The sequence below is a fragment of the Pseudomonas quasicaspiana genome, from assembly GCF_021147825.1.
GTDB classification, from domain to species: Bacteria; Pseudomonadota; Gammaproteobacteria; order Pseudomonadales; family Pseudomonadaceae; genus Aquipseudomonas; species Aquipseudomonas quasicaspiana.
Genome location: NZ_JAGTPI010000022.1, coordinates 1 through 13,815, shown reverse-complemented (window position 1 = coordinate 13,815; position 13,815 = coordinate 1). Strand labels below are relative to the sequence as shown.

Below are 13,815 nucleotides of genomic sequence, written 5' to 3'. Positions count from 1 at the left end.
GCGGGTGCCCTGGCGAGTTATCTGGTCATGAAAATCGTGAGTAAGCGGGCGCGGAGCCTGGTCTGGGCTGTATCCACAAGAGGCACTACATCAGCACCTCTAACGCGTGGTCTATGTAGAGCTGGCGAAAGCGCCGGGTGAGCTTGCCCGGCGTGCCGTCGCCGATGGCCTGACCATCAATGGTGACCACGGGATAGACGAACGAGGTAGATGAGGTAATGAAGGCCTCGGCGGCCTGTTTGGCATCGTCCAGAGAGTAAGCGCGCTCTTCGAGACGCAAGCCGGTTTCCCTGAGCAATGCAATCATGGCTGCGCGGGTGATACCGGGCAGCAAGGCGCTGGACAATTCGCGAGTCACCACCACGCCTTCCTTCGTGATGATGAACACGTTGTTGGAGGTGCCTTCGGTGATCATGCCGTCCTTCACCAGCCAGGCATCATCAGCGCCCATGCCCTTTGCCTGTTCCTTGGCCATGCAGGCATACAACAACTGCGTGGTCTTGATATCGCTGCGACCCCAGCGCAAGTCCGGCAGACCGACGATGTTCATGCCACGAGCCGCCAGCGGACTGTCAACGACCACCTTGGCCTGGGTATACAACACCACGGTCAACGGATGGCCCTCGGCCGGGTACAGGAAATTGCGATCCTGTGCGCCACGGGTGACCTGCATGTAGACAAGGCCCTCGTCCAGCTGGTTGTGCTCGATCAGTTGCCGGTGTATCGCCAGCAACTCATCGCTGCTCAGATCCAGACGCAGGTTCAGTTCGCCCAGAGAGCGCCGCAAGCGTGCGTGATGCAGATCGAAATCCACCAGCTTGCCGCGCAATACTGCGGTCACCTCATAAATACCATCGGCAAACATGAAGCCCCGGTCAAAGATCGAGATGCTGGCCTGGTTTTCGGGAACAAACTGGCCGTTGAGGTACACCGTACGCATGGATCGTCCTCTGTAAAACTCATGACCTGTGAACGTGCACTCTTATGGGAGTGCAGCTTGTGTGGGAGATTCTATGTTGGCCTGCAAGCGTTGATCCCACAGGTTTGTTTACACCGAGCGTTTCACACCCGTCTGGCTGGTGATGATGCCGTAGTGCTCGATACGCCGATGACGGGCAAAGTCGAAAATCGTGGTCTTGCCGAAGTTGCACAGGTCCATGTCGCAACGGTGCGTGATGAGTTCGTCACCCTGCCCTTGCGCCCTTGCTACGACAAAGCCATTGGGGTCGATGATGACGCTGCCACCCATCAACGGAAAACCGTCCTCGACGCCACCCTTGGCGACGCCCACTACCCAGGTAGCGTTCTGATAAGCACCGGCCTGCATGACCAGCTCGGAGTGGAACAGCCGATGCTCTTCGCCTTCACTGCGGTTCTGCGAGTTGATCGAGGGGGTGTTGTACCCCAGCATCACCAGCTCGACACCTTGCAGGCCCATGACCCTATAAGTCTCCGGCCAGCGTCGGTCGTTACAGATGCACATCCCCATTACCGTGTCCTGACTTGACCATGTCGGGAAACCCAGGTCGCCCGGTTCGAAGTAGCGCTTTTCCAGGTGCTGAAAATCGCGTTCGGTATCGAACTCGACATGCCCCGGCAAATGCACCTTGCGGTATTTGCCGACGATGTTGCCCTGACGATCAGTGAGGATGGAGGTATTGAAATGACGGCCTTCGGCGGTCAGCTCGGCGTAACCGAACGAAAGAGCAATCGCATGCTCGCGGGAATAATCGAACAGTGGTTGAGTCACGGCGCTGGGCATTTCGCGCTCGAACCAGGTATCGACTTCAGCCTGATCTTCCATGTACCAGCGCGGGAAAAAGGTGGTCAGGGCCAGCTCGGGAAAAACCACCAGTTCGCAACCCTGCTGCCGCGCCTGCTCAAGCAGTGCAAGCATGCGCTGGACGACGCTTTCTCTGCTGTCGCTTTTCTGGATTGCACCCAGTTGGGCACCGCCGATGACTATCTCTCGCATTGCGAATCTCCCCTGCCGACGCACCCTTACGCCGTGTCTGGGGCCATTGTGAAAAAGTCTGCGAGGGTTGTCGTATGCCAATACGTCGCCAATCCTTAACCCTTTGTTATGACGCAGCAGGCTATGACGCATCGAACAACTTGAAGCCGCTGGCACGCAGGGTTCCACGCAACTGCTCAACGAACGTTTGCGCCAGTTGCGCCAACGGCTCGCGGCGCAAATGCACAAGACTGACTGTCAGGCGCTCTTGCTGAAGAATTGGCAAAACAGCCATGTGCTGCATGCCGGAGGCGCGCCAGGAAATCTCGTCAACCACGGAAAACCCTGAACCATTTTTGACCAGCGCACAGGCGTGGTGCGGTGAATCCACTTCGATACTCGGCCGATAGGCCAGTCCGGCCTGCTCGAATGCGGGCTTCATGACATTGAAAAAAGGCGTATCGGAGGGATAGCCGATAAATGGGGTGCCCAGCAGCGCCTCCGGCAATTGCTCGGCCGGAACCCTCTCCAGGTCATGCCCTGCTGGACAGATCACCAATACGCGAATGTCACTCAAAGGGATGGCGCGCAGATTAGGGTGATCGATGGGAAACAGTGAAACGCCAAGGTCGGCCTGCTGATCCAGCAATCGATCACGCAACAGCACATGGCGCAGGCATTCCAGGCTGACCCGGATATCGTCGTTGCTACGCCGGAAAGCAGCCACGGCGTCCGGCACCATTTGATGCCCCATGCTCGGGCTGCTGGCGATACGCAGCACTCCATGGCGCTGCTGAACCAGGTCCAGCAAGGTGGTATTGACCCGCTGGATATTGCGATACACCGACTCGACGTCAGTAAACAGCCGCCGGGCCTCCGGAGAGGGATAAAGCCGCCCCTTGACCCGTTCGAACAAGCGAAAGCCAATCCGTGCTTCGGTATGAGACAACATGCGGCTGACCGCTGGCTGGGAGACCAGCAGCAACTGGGCAGCGCCATTGATCGAGCCGGTAATCATCACTGCGCGAAACACTTCAATCTGTCGCAGGTTCAGAGACTGCATTGTGCTGCTCTCTCCTTGCTTTTTTCTCGTTGAAAAGCGTTTCCCGTGAGAGATGTTATGCTCGCCTGGAAACACTCGTCTTTCCAGCAATCGCATAACATAAGGTTAATCAGGTATAGCAATTAGTATGCCAAGCCACTAATTTACTTGAGATAAACACTGACAGATCGTTTCACACACGGTAATAATGCCCGCACTTTTTTCCGGAGCTTTCTGCCGTGGCCGTCCCGCAAGCTATCTTGCCGATCTTTCTGTTGATTATTCTGGGCTATTTTCTGCGCCGTCGTGGCACGCTGACAGCGGAGAGTAACAAGGCCTTCGGCGAACTGGCTTTCAAGCTGTTCATGCCCATGGTGCTGTTCATCGGCATGGCCAAAGCCCCGTTGCATGACGGTTTGAACACGACGATTCTCGCCGCCTACTTCATACCCGCGCTGATCATCTTTGCCGGGGTGAATCTGGTCGCTCACTGGCGCATCGGTCATCCGACGCCTTTTGGCCTGACCGCAGCGTTTGGTAATAACGGGTTGATGGGTATTGCACTTGTCGCCAGTCTGTTCGGCAATCCCGGTCTGGTGCTGCTGTTCACCATTCTGGCGGTGCACAGCCTGCTGCTGTTCAGCTTCCAGAGCCTTTACAACAGCCTCGCCGGTGATGAGCCTTTCAGTTTCAAGACCCTGATTAGCAGCCTCGCCAACCCGATGATCATCGGCCTGTTGCTGGGCGTTCTGCTTAACCTGTCGGGCCTGACAATGCCGCTATGGGCCGAGCACCTCACCACCTGGCTGGCCCAGGCTGCCCTGCCCTGCGCCCTGATCGTGCTCGGCGGCAATCTGGCGGGCTACCGTCTGCGACCCAGTATCGAGGCGGTCGGGATCACCGTGGCCAAACTGCTGATCATGCCGGTACTGGTGCTGGTGACTTGCATGATTATGGGGATCAGCGGCACACCACGGGCCGTCTTGATGCTGATGGCAGCGACGCCTTGCGGCCTGAATGTACTGGGCTTCTCGCGGACGCAAGAAGACGTACGAAAAACCAGCTCGGCCATTTGCCTGTCGACGCTGGTATCTGCGGCGACTATGCCGATGTGGATGTGGGTCGAAAGCTGGGTTTGATCATCCAGACGTCAGCCTCTTACAAGCATTCCTGAGCAGCCTGTTCGAAACTGGAAGGCGTAAAGCTGGAAGCCAGCAATCGGCGCTCATAAAGAAACACTTTGCCGCCGGCCGGGGCTTTGTAGGCCTCGATCACGTTGTCAGCCGCGACAGCGCTGGAAACCACGACCCGATAATGACGCTGGCTTTGCGACAGCGTCGGCGTGAACTTGCGGTCCTGCAATTTCGGCATCAGACAGTCTGTGTACTGCTCGGGGGATTTCGCCGTCTGCAAAACCAGCGTCGGCTGATTGGGAGCAGTTGTACAACCCGCCAGCAATGAAACGGCAATCGCGGCGGTGCAAACAAGAGAAAGGCGCATGGACAAAATCCTGAACGAAAAAAATCTGCCGATTGGGCAGGGTCTTCAATGCTGGGCATTTTCCGGATTTGCGCAGGAAACAGAAGTTGTCTGTCGTGATGGTGGATATTGCCCGGAGCGATAGTTCTGCGGCTGACCGGGATTTCATGCAGGGAGATCGCCTTGTGTCCCTGCCACGGCAAACATTGATCCTGTAGGAGCTGCCCAAGGCTGCGAAGCATTTATTCTGCGACAGCGCGATCGCAGCCTCCGGCAGCTCCTGCAGGGTCCGTTTTTACTGCGCGACAGCTCGGTGCCAGGGACGGAAGATGCAGGGCTAAACCACGCCCCGCTCCTCCAGCATGCGCACAAACATGGTCAGGCTGCGGGACACGGTGCCTTTGCGCCACACCAGCCAGGTGCGCAAAAAGCGGAACGCCTCTGCCATCGGCCAGACGCTGACCGTGGTGCAGCCCGGCATGCTCTGCAACATGCTGCGCGGCATGAGCGCCAGACCGGCACCGGCGCTGACACACGCCAGCATGCCGTGATACGACTCCATTTCAAATATCTTGCCGGGCACCGCCGCGTCGGCGGCGAACCACTGTTCGAAGTGATGCCGGTAGGAGCAGTTGGAGCGGAAGGCATAAATATTCTCGCCGCTGACATCCAGCGCTCGACTGATCGGCGCATGGCTGAGCGGCGCAATCAGCACCATCTCCTCCTCGAACGCAGGCACACCTTCAAGTGCGGGATGCAAAACCGGGCCATCGACAAACGCCGCCACCAGCCGACCGGCCAGTACGGCGTCGATCATGGTTCCGGACGGCCCAGTGGAAAGATCCAGTTCGACCTTCGAGTACTGCTGGTTATAGGCGGCGAGCAATTCGGGAATCCGCACCGCCGCCGTGCTCTCAAGCGAGCCAAGAGCAAATGATCCCTGAGGCTCTTCACCGGCAACCGTGGCGCGGGCCTCTCCTACCAGGTCGAGAATGCGCCGGGCGTAATCGAGAAAACTCCAGCCTGCGGGGGAAAGACGCAACCGGCTTTTCTCCCGAATGAACAGATCCACGCCCAGATCCTGCTCCAGCTGTTTGATCCGGGTGGTCAGGTTGGAAGGCACGCGATGAATGTGCTGCGCCGCAGCGCTGATGCTGCCCTGCTCGGCAACGGCCTTGAACATTTCCAGCTGAACCAGATCCACACCATTCTCCTTTCGTGAAAGATACGCTCAGTATTATTCAGTTTTCATAAAAATAACAACGCCGTAACCTGAACTCATTCCCCACCCAGCAGGACGGTGCAATGACTACTATCTCCAGCGTTACCCATGCCATCTCGATCAACCCCGCCAACGGCGAACAGATCGGCCATTATTCTTTTGAATCTGATTCCGCTCTGGACGCCACTTTGTCCCGAGCGTCCACTGGGTTCGCTACCTGGCGTAAAACCCCGGTCACTCAGCGCGCACAGCTGATGATTGCGCTCGCCAAAGCCTTGCGGGACAACGCCGCCAACATGGCGAACATGATCACTCAGGAAATGGGCAAGCCGATTACGCAGGCCCGAGGCGAAATTGAAAAGTGCGCGCAGCTCTGCGAGTGGTACGCCGAACACGGCCCGGCCATGCTCAGCGCCGAACCGACGCTGGTTGAAGGCGGCAAAGCGCAAATTGAATACCGCCCGCTCGGTCCGATCCTCGCGGTGATGCCTTGGAATTTCCCGGTCTGGCAGGTGCTGCGTGGCGCGGTTCCGGTACTGCTCGCGGGTAATACCTATGTGCTGAAACACGCGCCCAATGTGATGGGCAGTGCTTATCTGATGCTGGACGCCTTCAAGCGCGCGGGTTTTACCGACGGGGTCTTTGAAATCATCAACGTGACGCCAGAGGGCGTTTCCAAGGCGATTGCCGATCCACGCATCGCAGCGGTGACACTGACCGGTAGCGTGCGGGCTGGCATGGCGATCGGCGCGCAAGCTGGCGCGGCGCTGAAGAAATGTGTACTGGAACTGGGTGGCTCCGACCCGTTTATCGTGCTCAACGATGCAGATTTGGACGAAGCGGTAAAAGCCGCAGTAATCGGGCGCTTCCAGAACAGCGGGCAAGTCTGCGCAGCGGCCAAGCGCCTGATTATCGAAGAAGGCGTGGTCGAGGAATTCACCCGCAAATTCGTCGAAGCAACACGTCAGCTCTCGGTCGGCGATCCATTGCTGGCAGACACTTACGTCGGCCCGATGGCGCGGTTCGATCTGCGAGATGAGCTGGATGGTCAGGTACAAGCCACGCTGAAAGAAGGCGCGACATTGTTGCTTGGCGGCAAGAAAGCCCAAGGCGCTGGCAATTTCTATGAGCCGACGGTTTTCGCCGATGTCACTGACCAGATGACCTCGTTCAAGGAGGAGTTATTCGGCCCGGTTGCCTCAATCATTACTGCGCGGGATGCCGAACATGCCCTGGCACTGGCCAATGACAGCGAATTCGGTCTTACCGCAACTATCTATACCCGCGACGTTGATCAGGCACGCAAAATGGCTGACGAACTGGAAACCGGTGGCGTATTCATCAACGGCTACAGCGGCAGCGATCCAAGGGTAAGCTTTGGTGGCGTGAAGAAAAGTGGTTTTGGCCGCGAGCTGTCGCACTTCGGCCTGCGCGAATTCTGCAATGCGCAGACCGTCTGGCTGGATCGTCGTTAAGCGCCTGCTACCCCCTCTGCCGCCTGCGCCAACACACTAGCAATTTTAAGCCACTGTGGCGGCGAGGCGGTGTTTCTGTCTGACCGGCTGTATCTGTGGATTTACATAGACTCTGTGGGAGCCGGGCTTGCCCGCGATAAGGTTTCGGTGATTTACCTGGCAGACAGCGGTGTGTGTATCGCGGGCAAGCCCTGCTCCCACAATGTTATGGATTAGCCTCGCAGGATTATCTGACTGAAAAACCATCACTTGCAGGAGTGACCGGGGTGGCGCTCCGCCTTGCTCGCGAAGCGTCTAATCAGGCTCTCAATAGCAAGGAGCAGCCCCCTGGTTGCGATTTTGATAAAAACCCGTTGCGCGGATATGCGCAATGAAAATCGTTTCAGCTGAGCAAAAACCCCTGCCAGACGGCGATCATGCACTTTGCGCATGGGGCATTCCTAAACGTCATAACCCTATATTTTCGTGCGTGGTAGTCTCGCGCCACTACGAATAGAAGATGCCTAGAATCAGGAAACGTCATGCCCAGAATTTCCCACTTGGCGCTGCGCCAGAATTTTCGCGCGCTGCTTGCTTCACAAACCTGCTTTGAAACCGCCTCTGTCTTCGATCCGATGTCTGCACGCATCGCTGGAGACCTGGGTTTCGAGGTTGGCATCCTGGGAGGTTCAGTGGCATCCCTGCAGGTATTGGCAGCGCCGGATTTCGCGCTGATTACCCTGACTGAGTTTGCTGAACAGGCCACCCGGATCGGCCGCGTTGCACAGCTGCCGTTCATCGCAGACGCCGACCACGGTTACGGTAATGCGCTGAACGTGATGCGTACCGTTGAAGAGCTTGAGCGCGCTGGCGTCGCGGCACTGACGATTGAAGACACGCTGCTGCCTGCGCAGTTTGGCCGAAAGTCCACCGACCTGATTACCATTGAAGAAGGCATCGGCAAAGTCAAAGCCGCTCTGGAAGCACGTATCGATCCCGAGCTGTCGATCATTGCCCGGACCAATGCCGGCGTGTTGCCGGTCAAAGACATCATCGAACGTACCAAAGCCTACGAAAAGGCTGGCGCCGATGGCATCTGCATCGTCGGGATCAGTGACTTCGAGCACCTTGAACAGATCTCGGAGCACCTCACCGTGCCGCTGATGCTGGTGACCTACGGCAATCCCAAGCTCAATGACTCGCAACGTCTGGCAAGCCTGGGCGTGCGCATCATCGTCAAGGGTCATGCCGCGTACTTCGCAGCGATCAAGGCAACTTACGATTCTCTGCGCGCCCAGCGCCAGGTGACGCACAGCACCTCGAACCTGAGCGCTACCGAGTTGACCCACACCTACACCCTGCCTGAGAACTATGTGTCCTGGGCTAAAGAGTTCATGGACGTCAAAGAGTGATCACGGCGTCAGGCTTAGCCTGACGTTCACAAGGGAAAAATGACGCTGCCTTTCTTGTAGGCGGCGTTCAGATGAACCGCAGGTTCCTGCGTTTCTGAGTCGAGCATCAGCCCGGACGTGATCACCCTCGCCCCGCAGTAATCAAAGATGCCGTGATCTATCTGCGTCCTCATGGCTGACGCATAGCCGTGACGCTCATAGGTCCCCGCATCTGCACCGCCGACTCCCACCAGATGCACCTCAAGGTCTGTGAGCTTCTTGATCAGGGTCGCCTCAGCGCTGAAGTCGAACGCCCAGCCATTGGAAAAGACCCGGTCTATCCATCCCTTGAGCAACGCGGGCATGGACCACCAGTAAACCGGATATACGATGATCAATGCGTCTGCGCGATCAATGCGTGCCTGCTCGGCTGCCACGTCGGCCGGGAACGGCCCTTCTTTTCGATGGACTGCGATATCAGCAGCGGTAAAGCGTGGATCGAACCCTGAAGCGGCCAGATCGACCAGCTCGACCGTATTGGCCGCGCTTGCATCGCTGATGCCTTCCGCAATGCGCCGGGCGATGCCGTAAGTGAGAGAGCTGGAATCGGGATGGCTGACGACGATGAGTGCGTGCATGGTAAAGCTCCGACGCTGGATGATTGCTGATGGATGTTCACAGCTATATACTTTTCGTACATTAAACTTAAGTTACCTTTGGTATATAAGCGTGTCAAGCCAGCCATCAGACGCAAAGCCTCGCCAACGCATGTCTCGGGAAGGTCGCCTCAGTCAACTGCTGGAAGTGGCATGGCAAATCGTTCGCGAGGAAGGCACGGAAAGCCTGACACTGGGGCATCTGGCGCAAATCGCAGGGGTTACCAAGCCTGTTGTCTATGACCACTTCCCCACTCGCCCGCTGCTGCTGGCCAGACTCTATGCAGATTTTGATGTTCGACAAACCTCTCGCCTGGACGAAGCATTGCGCAACAGCGATGCGACCGTGCAGGCACGAGCGAGGGTCATTGCCGACTCCTACGTCGATTGTGTGCTGCTGCAAGGCAAAGAAATCCCTGGCGTGATCGCAGCACTGAGCAGCTCTCCTGAACTAGAGAAAATCAAACGTGATTACGAGCTGATCTTCATGGACAAATGTCGAGCCGCACTGGGAAGTCACAGCAAACCGAGCCAGATTTCGAATGCCCAGTTACGCGCCATGCTCGGCGCGGCGGATGCACTGTCCAATGCCGCCGCAGTGGATGAAATTTCCGCAGACGAGGCGAAGTCCGAGCTTTATGAAATTATTCTGGCCATGACTGAAAGAGCTCATTAAGTGAGAACCCAATGATCAACGTCACAGAAGCATCTATCGCGGACCTGCGCGCCGCGCTTGAGTCAGGCCAGACCACAGCCGTCGAGCTGGTCGAGGCGTATCTGGCGCGGATTGACGCTTACGACGGTCCGCAGACGCCTACCGCACTGAATGCAGTAGTGGTTCGCAACCCTCAAGCCATTGCCGAAGCCCAGGCATCCGATGCACGTCGCGCTAACGGCAAGACGCTTGGCCCGCTGGACGGCATTCCCTACACGGCCAAAGACAGCTACCTAGTCAAAGGCCTCACCGCCGCATCGGGAAGCCCTGCATTTGTCGACCTGGTTGCTCAGCACGATGCCTTTACTATTGGCCGACTTCGCGCCGCCGGGGCGATCTGTCTGGGCAAGACCAATATGCCGCCGATGGCTAACGGCGGCATGCAACGTGGGGTCTATGGCCGTGCCGAGAGCCCTTACAACGCTGACTACCTGACCGCCCCGTTTGCTTCCGGGTCATCGAATGGCGCGGGTACCGCAACCGCCGCCAGCTTTGCCGCCTTCGGTATGGCTGAGGAAACCTGGTCCAGTGGCCGAGGCCCTGCCTCCAACAACGGCCTTTGTGCCTACACCCCTTCGCGCGGAGTGATATCGGTGCGCGGCAACTGGCCGCTGACGCCGACCATGGACGTTGTGGTGCCTTACGCCAGAACCATGGCTGACCTGCTTGAAGTGCTCGATGTGATCGTTGCAGAAGATCCCGACACCCGTGGCGATCTGTGGCGGTTGCAGCCTTGGGTAGAGCTTCCAGACGTGGCCGCGGTGCGCCCTGTTTCCTATGCTGAACTTGCCGCAGACGCACAGACGCTCGCCGGCAAACGCTTCGGTGTGCCGCGTATGTACATCAATGCCGATCCGCTGGCAGGTACGGCGGAGAAACCTGGTATTGGCGGCCCGACCGGGCAGCGCATCATCACCCGCCCCTCCGTCATCGATTTATGGCAAGAGGCGCGTAAGGCGCTCGAAGCCGCTGGAGCTGAAGTCATCGAAGTGGGTTTCCCGCTGGTGTCGAACTGCGAAGGTGATCGTCCCGGTGCGCCGACTGTGTTTACACGTGGGCTGGTTTCCAAAGAGTTCCTGCATCACGAACTATGGGATTTGTCGGCCTGGGCGTTCGATGAATTCCTGCGCGCCAATGGCGACCCGGCGCTGAATCGTCTGGCCGATGTCGACGGGGCGAAAATCTTCCCCCACGACCCAGGCACCCTGCCCAACCGTGAAGACGATCTGGCTGCTGGCATGGATGAATATGTGCGCATGGCCGAGCGCGGGATCACGCCCTGGAATGAGATTCCCACTTTGCCGGATGGCTTGCGCGGACTGGAGCAGACGCGTCGCATCGATCTGGAAGACTGGATGGAAGGTCTGGGCCTTGATGCGGTGCTGTTTCCAACGGTGGCCGATGTGGGTCCGGCCAACGCCGATGTCGACCTGCAATCAGCCGATATCGCCTGGAGCAATGGCGTGTGGGTAGCCAACGGAAATCTCGCTATTCGCCACTTGGGAGTGCCGACCGTCACCGTGCCAATGGGCGTAATGGCCGATATTGGCATGCCGATAGGGCTTACGTTTGCAGGACGTGCGTATGACGACTCGAACCTGCTGCGCTTTGCTTCGGCATTTGAATCGATGGGCAGTAAGCGGATGATCCCGCCAAGAACGCCTGCTTTGAAGTGATGGCATCCGCGATCAGGCCTGGACTTGCCCCATGAGGACTGTCTGAGTCTGGCGCCCTTGCACACTCAGCCCGCGAGACGGGCTGAGCTCTTGTCCGTGTTGGCTGCGCAATGTTTGAGCAAGGCTTTGATTGAGCCGCGAACATTACGCTTGCCCAGTTCCTTGGCTTTAAACCAGCGGCAGTCATCAATCTCGTTGGATGCTCGCGGCTTCTGGTGTTCTGCACGCTGAGCCTCGAAGAGGAAGTGAACGACTTTGTCGTCCTGGTATTCCGAAACGTAGGCAAGCTGATCGAAGGTCAACCCGGTCTCTTCTGCCATTTCACGCATGGCAGCCTGCAACGGTGTTTCGCCCTGGTCGACGCGGCCACCGGGCAGGTTCCATTTGGCGTTGCGCTTGCGAACGAAGAGGATCTCGCCGTGATGACGGCAGATCACGGTGGCACGTCTTTTCAGGCTTTTATGCCCGGAGGTTGCAGCTTCCGTTGCACCCATGGTCGTTCCTTCAAAACGTTGATCTATCAGAAAGCCAATGCGGCAAATGCTCTTCGACGACTGTGCGCCATGCTTGTGTCGATATGATGACCATTGTGGTCGCTGGGAAGTTCAGCTACGAGCGCTCCATAAAGCAAACATGCAAACCCGCCACCTGATTCCGGGGGGTGTGCTCCCGATTCTCTTTCTGGAGCCCATCCGTCATGATGCGACGCGATGCCAAAGTCGAAAAGGTCTACCCCTCCCTTAACCGGTCGAAGTTCAAATCATCTAAAGGGTGTGGAAAAATATAAAATGAAAAAATTCTCCTATAACGAAAATATTGATGCATTTGAAATATCGGAACATTTCTTTTTGGAGGGTTTAAAACAGGCCCAAAAAAAAGGCCATAGAAACATCAGAATCATGAGAGATAACGCTGTCGTCCGTTCAACCGTACTGGACTTGAGCCCACTCGCACTTAGTGATTCAGTAGAAACTCTCAATATCTCGCAAGGCATCAACCTTAACAAGGTTGATTTCTCACCACTCTACACATGCTCGTCTTTAAGAGCGTTAACAATTTCATACCTGAAAGATGCATTAGACTTTGCAAAGCTTACTTCACTGAAAACGCTATATATTATGAAAGCACACGACAAAATAGAAAGCTTGCACATTAGCAATGTCAGGGACTTATTACTCGCAGGTATAAAAAATAAAGACCTGACCTTTCTTCTGGCGCCAAAACTCGAAACGCTAAGGGTCAGTGGAGGCAACCTGGAGTCATTCGAAGGTTTACAGACAAGTAAAATTCTTGGCGATGTTGAGATAGGTCACTGTGCCAAACTTATTGACATCAGCCAACTAAGCGAACTCACAGAGCTGAAGAAACTCTCCATAGAAAAATGCAAGCACGTAAGGGATTATTCGTTTCTCTCTGGCAATAATACATTGGAAAAATTTTTTGCATCCGAACTGGATTCACTCAGTTTCATCCCAAGCCTTAAGAAAATTCAGTCCGTAAAATTCTGGGAAGTCAAAGGCGGTGATTTACAGCCATTGTTAGATTCAAAGACGCTAAAGCGTGTTGATTTTTTCCCACAGAAGAAAAATTATACGCATACCAAAGAAGAAATTAACAATCTACTTCAACGCTAGACCCAAACATGCGACCAGACGCCTACATCTGTAGAAGATTACGAAGCCCTGCTGCCGTGGAACTGCTCACCAGAGATACCTCGCTTAACCAGCCTTATTTTTTGACAGGTGGGGTTAATGGCGCGGATACCTTCAGCTTTCAGGTCGGGATGTGATCTCTGAGCTGGCCCCATAACTGTAGGAGCTGCCGAAGGCTGCGATGCATTTCTCCCGATACACCGCGATCGCAGCCTTCGGCAGCTCCTACAGGCCCTATGTTTGCCGCGAGACAGCGTGGTATCAGGTACACCGGGGCGGCTCTCATCAAACAACACGTAACTATCTGAATTCACAAATAATCGGTGGGACCGAATTTATTCGGGAAGAGGCCATTACATCTGCCGCATTTTTATCGCCAGGAATGCCGCCTTCCCGGATGAAGTGGAGCGCCACCCCGGCCGTTCCACCAGCCCTCTGTTTGCTGTGCGACAGCGTGGTGTCAGGGACACAGGGGTGAACTGGCTTAATGATCCCGGACACCTCTTAAGGGCGATATGATTCGCCCAATCAGGAGGTTTCATGCAAGAGCGAAAGACCTACACCCGCGAGTTCA

Annotated in this window: 14 protein-coding genes; 6 read left to right on the top strand and 8 right to left on the bottom strand. The window is 56.4% G+C overall.

Annotation, left to right across the window (positions count from 1 at the left end; genetic code table 11):
- Window positions 1-85: 85 nt before the first annotated feature.
- From KDX30_RS14725 to KDX30_RS14715, 3 genes are all read right to left on the bottom strand, one after another.
- Window positions 86-940 (bottom strand): D-amino-acid transaminase, encoded by an 855-nt coding sequence (locus KDX30_RS14725; RefSeq protein ID WP_231676634.1) that lies wholly within the window; start codon window positions 938-940, stop codon window positions 86-88.
- Window positions 941-1,048: 108 nt separating this feature from the next.
- Window positions 1,049-1,975 (bottom strand): N-carbamoyl-D-amino-acid hydrolase, encoded by a 927-nt coding sequence (locus KDX30_RS14720; RefSeq protein WP_231676616.1) that lies wholly within the window; start codon window positions 1,973-1,975, stop codon window positions 1,049-1,051.
- A 121-nt stretch (window positions 1,976-2,096) separates the two neighbouring features.
- Window positions 2,097-3,017, bottom strand: a complete 921-nt coding sequence (locus tag KDX30_RS14715; protein ID WP_099271232.1) for a LysR family transcriptional regulator — start codon at window positions 3,015-3,017, stop codon at window positions 2,097-2,099.
- A 218-nt stretch (window positions 3,018-3,235) separates the two neighbouring features.
- Here KDX30_RS14715 and KDX30_RS14710 point away from each other — a divergent pair, with 218 nt between their 5' ends.
- Entirely contained in the window at window positions 3,236-4,135 is a 900-nt protein-coding gene (locus KDX30_RS14710) for an AEC family transporter (RefSeq protein WP_231676614.1), read from the top strand.
- Between the two features lie 19 nt (window positions 4,136-4,154).
- Here the strand turns inward: KDX30_RS14710 and KDX30_RS14705 are convergent, their stop codons facing one another.
- Together KDX30_RS14705 and ptrR are read right to left on the bottom strand one after the other, a co-directional pair.
- Window positions 4,155-4,496, bottom strand: coding sequence for a hypothetical protein (locus tag KDX30_RS14705; protein ID WP_122394777.1), 342 nt, complete (start codon window positions 4,494-4,496; stop codon window positions 4,155-4,157).
- Between the two features lie 316 nt (window positions 4,497-4,812).
- Window positions 4,813-5,679 carry a putrescine utilization regulator PtrR gene (gene ptrR, locus KDX30_RS14700; RefSeq protein WP_027899167.1) on the bottom strand — a complete coding sequence of 289 codons (867 nt, stop codon included), beginning with the start codon at window positions 5,677-5,679 and terminating at the stop codon, window positions 4,813-4,815.
- Between the two features lie 101 nt (window positions 5,680-5,780).
- Here ptrR and KDX30_RS14695 point away from each other — a divergent pair, with 101 nt between their 5' ends.
- On the top strand, window positions 5,781-7,172 hold the full coding sequence (locus tag KDX30_RS14695) for an aldehyde dehydrogenase family protein (RefSeq protein ID WP_231676611.1): 1,392 nt from the start codon (window positions 5,781-5,783) through the stop codon (window positions 7,170-7,172).
- A 245-nt stretch (window positions 7,173-7,417) separates the two neighbouring features.
- Here KDX30_RS14695 and KDX30_RS14690 read toward each other — a convergent pair whose 3' ends face one another.
- A complete protein-coding gene (locus tag KDX30_RS14690) occupies window positions 7,418-7,603 on the bottom strand; it encodes a hypothetical protein (protein WP_231676608.1) in 186 nt (61 codons plus the stop codon).
- Window positions 7,604-7,693: 90 nt separating this feature from the next.
- On the opposite strand from KDX30_RS14690, the gene KDX30_RS14685 reads away from it, so the two are divergent.
- Entirely contained in the window at window positions 7,694-8,563 is an 870-nt protein-coding gene (locus KDX30_RS14685) for an isocitrate lyase/PEP mutase family protein (RefSeq protein ID WP_027899169.1), read from the top strand.
- Window positions 8,564-8,589: 26 nt separating this feature from the next.
- Here the strand turns inward: KDX30_RS14685 and KDX30_RS14680 are convergent, their stop codons facing one another.
- Window positions 8,590-9,180, bottom strand: a complete 591-nt coding sequence (locus KDX30_RS14680; RefSeq protein ID WP_231676605.1) for an NAD(P)H-dependent oxidoreductase — start codon at window positions 9,178-9,180, stop codon at window positions 8,590-8,592.
- Window positions 9,181-9,310: 130 nt separating this feature from the next.
- Here KDX30_RS14680 and KDX30_RS14675 point away from each other — a divergent pair, with 130 nt between their 5' ends.
- Both KDX30_RS14675 and KDX30_RS14670 read left to right on the top strand, forming a co-directional pair.
- A complete protein-coding gene (locus KDX30_RS14675) occupies window positions 9,311-9,874 on the top strand; it encodes a TetR/AcrR family transcriptional regulator (RefSeq protein WP_231676745.1) in 564 nt (187 codons plus the stop codon).
- An 11-nt stretch (window positions 9,875-9,885) separates the two neighbouring features.
- Window positions 9,886-11,589, top strand: a complete 1,704-nt coding sequence (locus tag KDX30_RS14670) for an amidase (RefSeq protein ID WP_231676602.1) — start codon at window positions 9,886-9,888, stop codon at window positions 11,587-11,589.
- Between the two features lie 65 nt (window positions 11,590-11,654).
- On the opposite strand, the gene KDX30_RS14665 is transcribed toward KDX30_RS14670, so the two are convergent.
- Window positions 11,655-12,083 carry an NUDIX hydrolase gene (locus KDX30_RS14665; RefSeq protein WP_231676600.1) on the bottom strand — a complete coding sequence of 143 codons (429 nt, stop codon included), beginning with the start codon at window positions 12,081-12,083 and terminating at the stop codon, window positions 11,655-11,657.
- Between the two features lie 294 nt (window positions 12,084-12,377).
- Here KDX30_RS14665 and KDX30_RS14660 point away from each other — a divergent pair, with 294 nt between their 5' ends.
- Complete coding sequence (locus tag KDX30_RS14660) at window positions 12,378-13,223, top strand: hypothetical protein (RefSeq protein ID WP_231676598.1); 846 nt, start codon at window positions 12,378-12,380, stop codon at window positions 13,221-13,223.
- Window positions 13,224-13,815: the final 592 nt, after the last annotated feature.

Coding starts and splice junctions, on each gene's coding strand:
- KDX30_RS14705 (WP_122394777.1), bottom strand. CDS start 4,496: ATGCGCCTTTCTCTTGTTTGCACCGCCGCGATTGCCGTTTCATTGCTG.
- KDX30_RS14690 (WP_231676608.1), bottom strand. CDS start 7,603: ATGCGCAAAGTGCATGATCGCCGTCTGGCAGGGGTTTTTGCTCAGCTG.
- KDX30_RS14670 (WP_231676602.1), top strand. CDS start 9,886: ATGATCAACGTCACAGAAGCATCTATCGCGGACCTGCGCGCCGCGCTT.
- KDX30_RS14715 (WP_099271232.1), bottom strand. CDS start 3,017: ATGCAGTCTCTGAACCTGCGACAGATTGAAGTGTTTCGCGCAGTGATG.
- KDX30_RS14680 (WP_231676605.1), bottom strand. CDS start 9,180: ATGCACGCACTCATCGTCGTCAGCCATCCCGATTCCAGCTCTCTCACT.
- KDX30_RS14720 (WP_231676616.1), bottom strand. CDS start 1,975: ATGCGAGAGATAGTCATCGGCGGTGCCCAACTGGGTGCAATCCAGAAA.
- KDX30_RS14685 (WP_027899169.1), top strand. CDS start 7,694: ATGCCCAGAATTTCCCACTTGGCGCTGCGCCAGAATTTTCGCGCGCTG.
- KDX30_RS14695 (WP_231676611.1), top strand. CDS start 5,781: ATGACTACTATCTCCAGCGTTACCCATGCCATCTCGATCAACCCCGCC.
- KDX30_RS14660 (WP_231676598.1), top strand. CDS start 12,378: ATGAAAAAATTCTCCTATAACGAAAATATTGATGCATTTGAAATATCG.
- KDX30_RS14725 (WP_231676634.1), bottom strand. CDS start 940: ATGCGTACGGTGTACCTCAACGGCCAGTTTGTTCCCGAAAACCAGGCC.
- KDX30_RS14665 (WP_231676600.1), bottom strand. CDS start 12,083: ATGGGTGCAACGGAAGCTGCAACCTCCGGGCATAAAAGCCTGAAAAGA.
- KDX30_RS14675 (WP_231676745.1), top strand. CDS start 9,311: ATGTCTCGGGAAGGTCGCCTCAGTCAACTGCTGGAAGTGGCATGGCAA.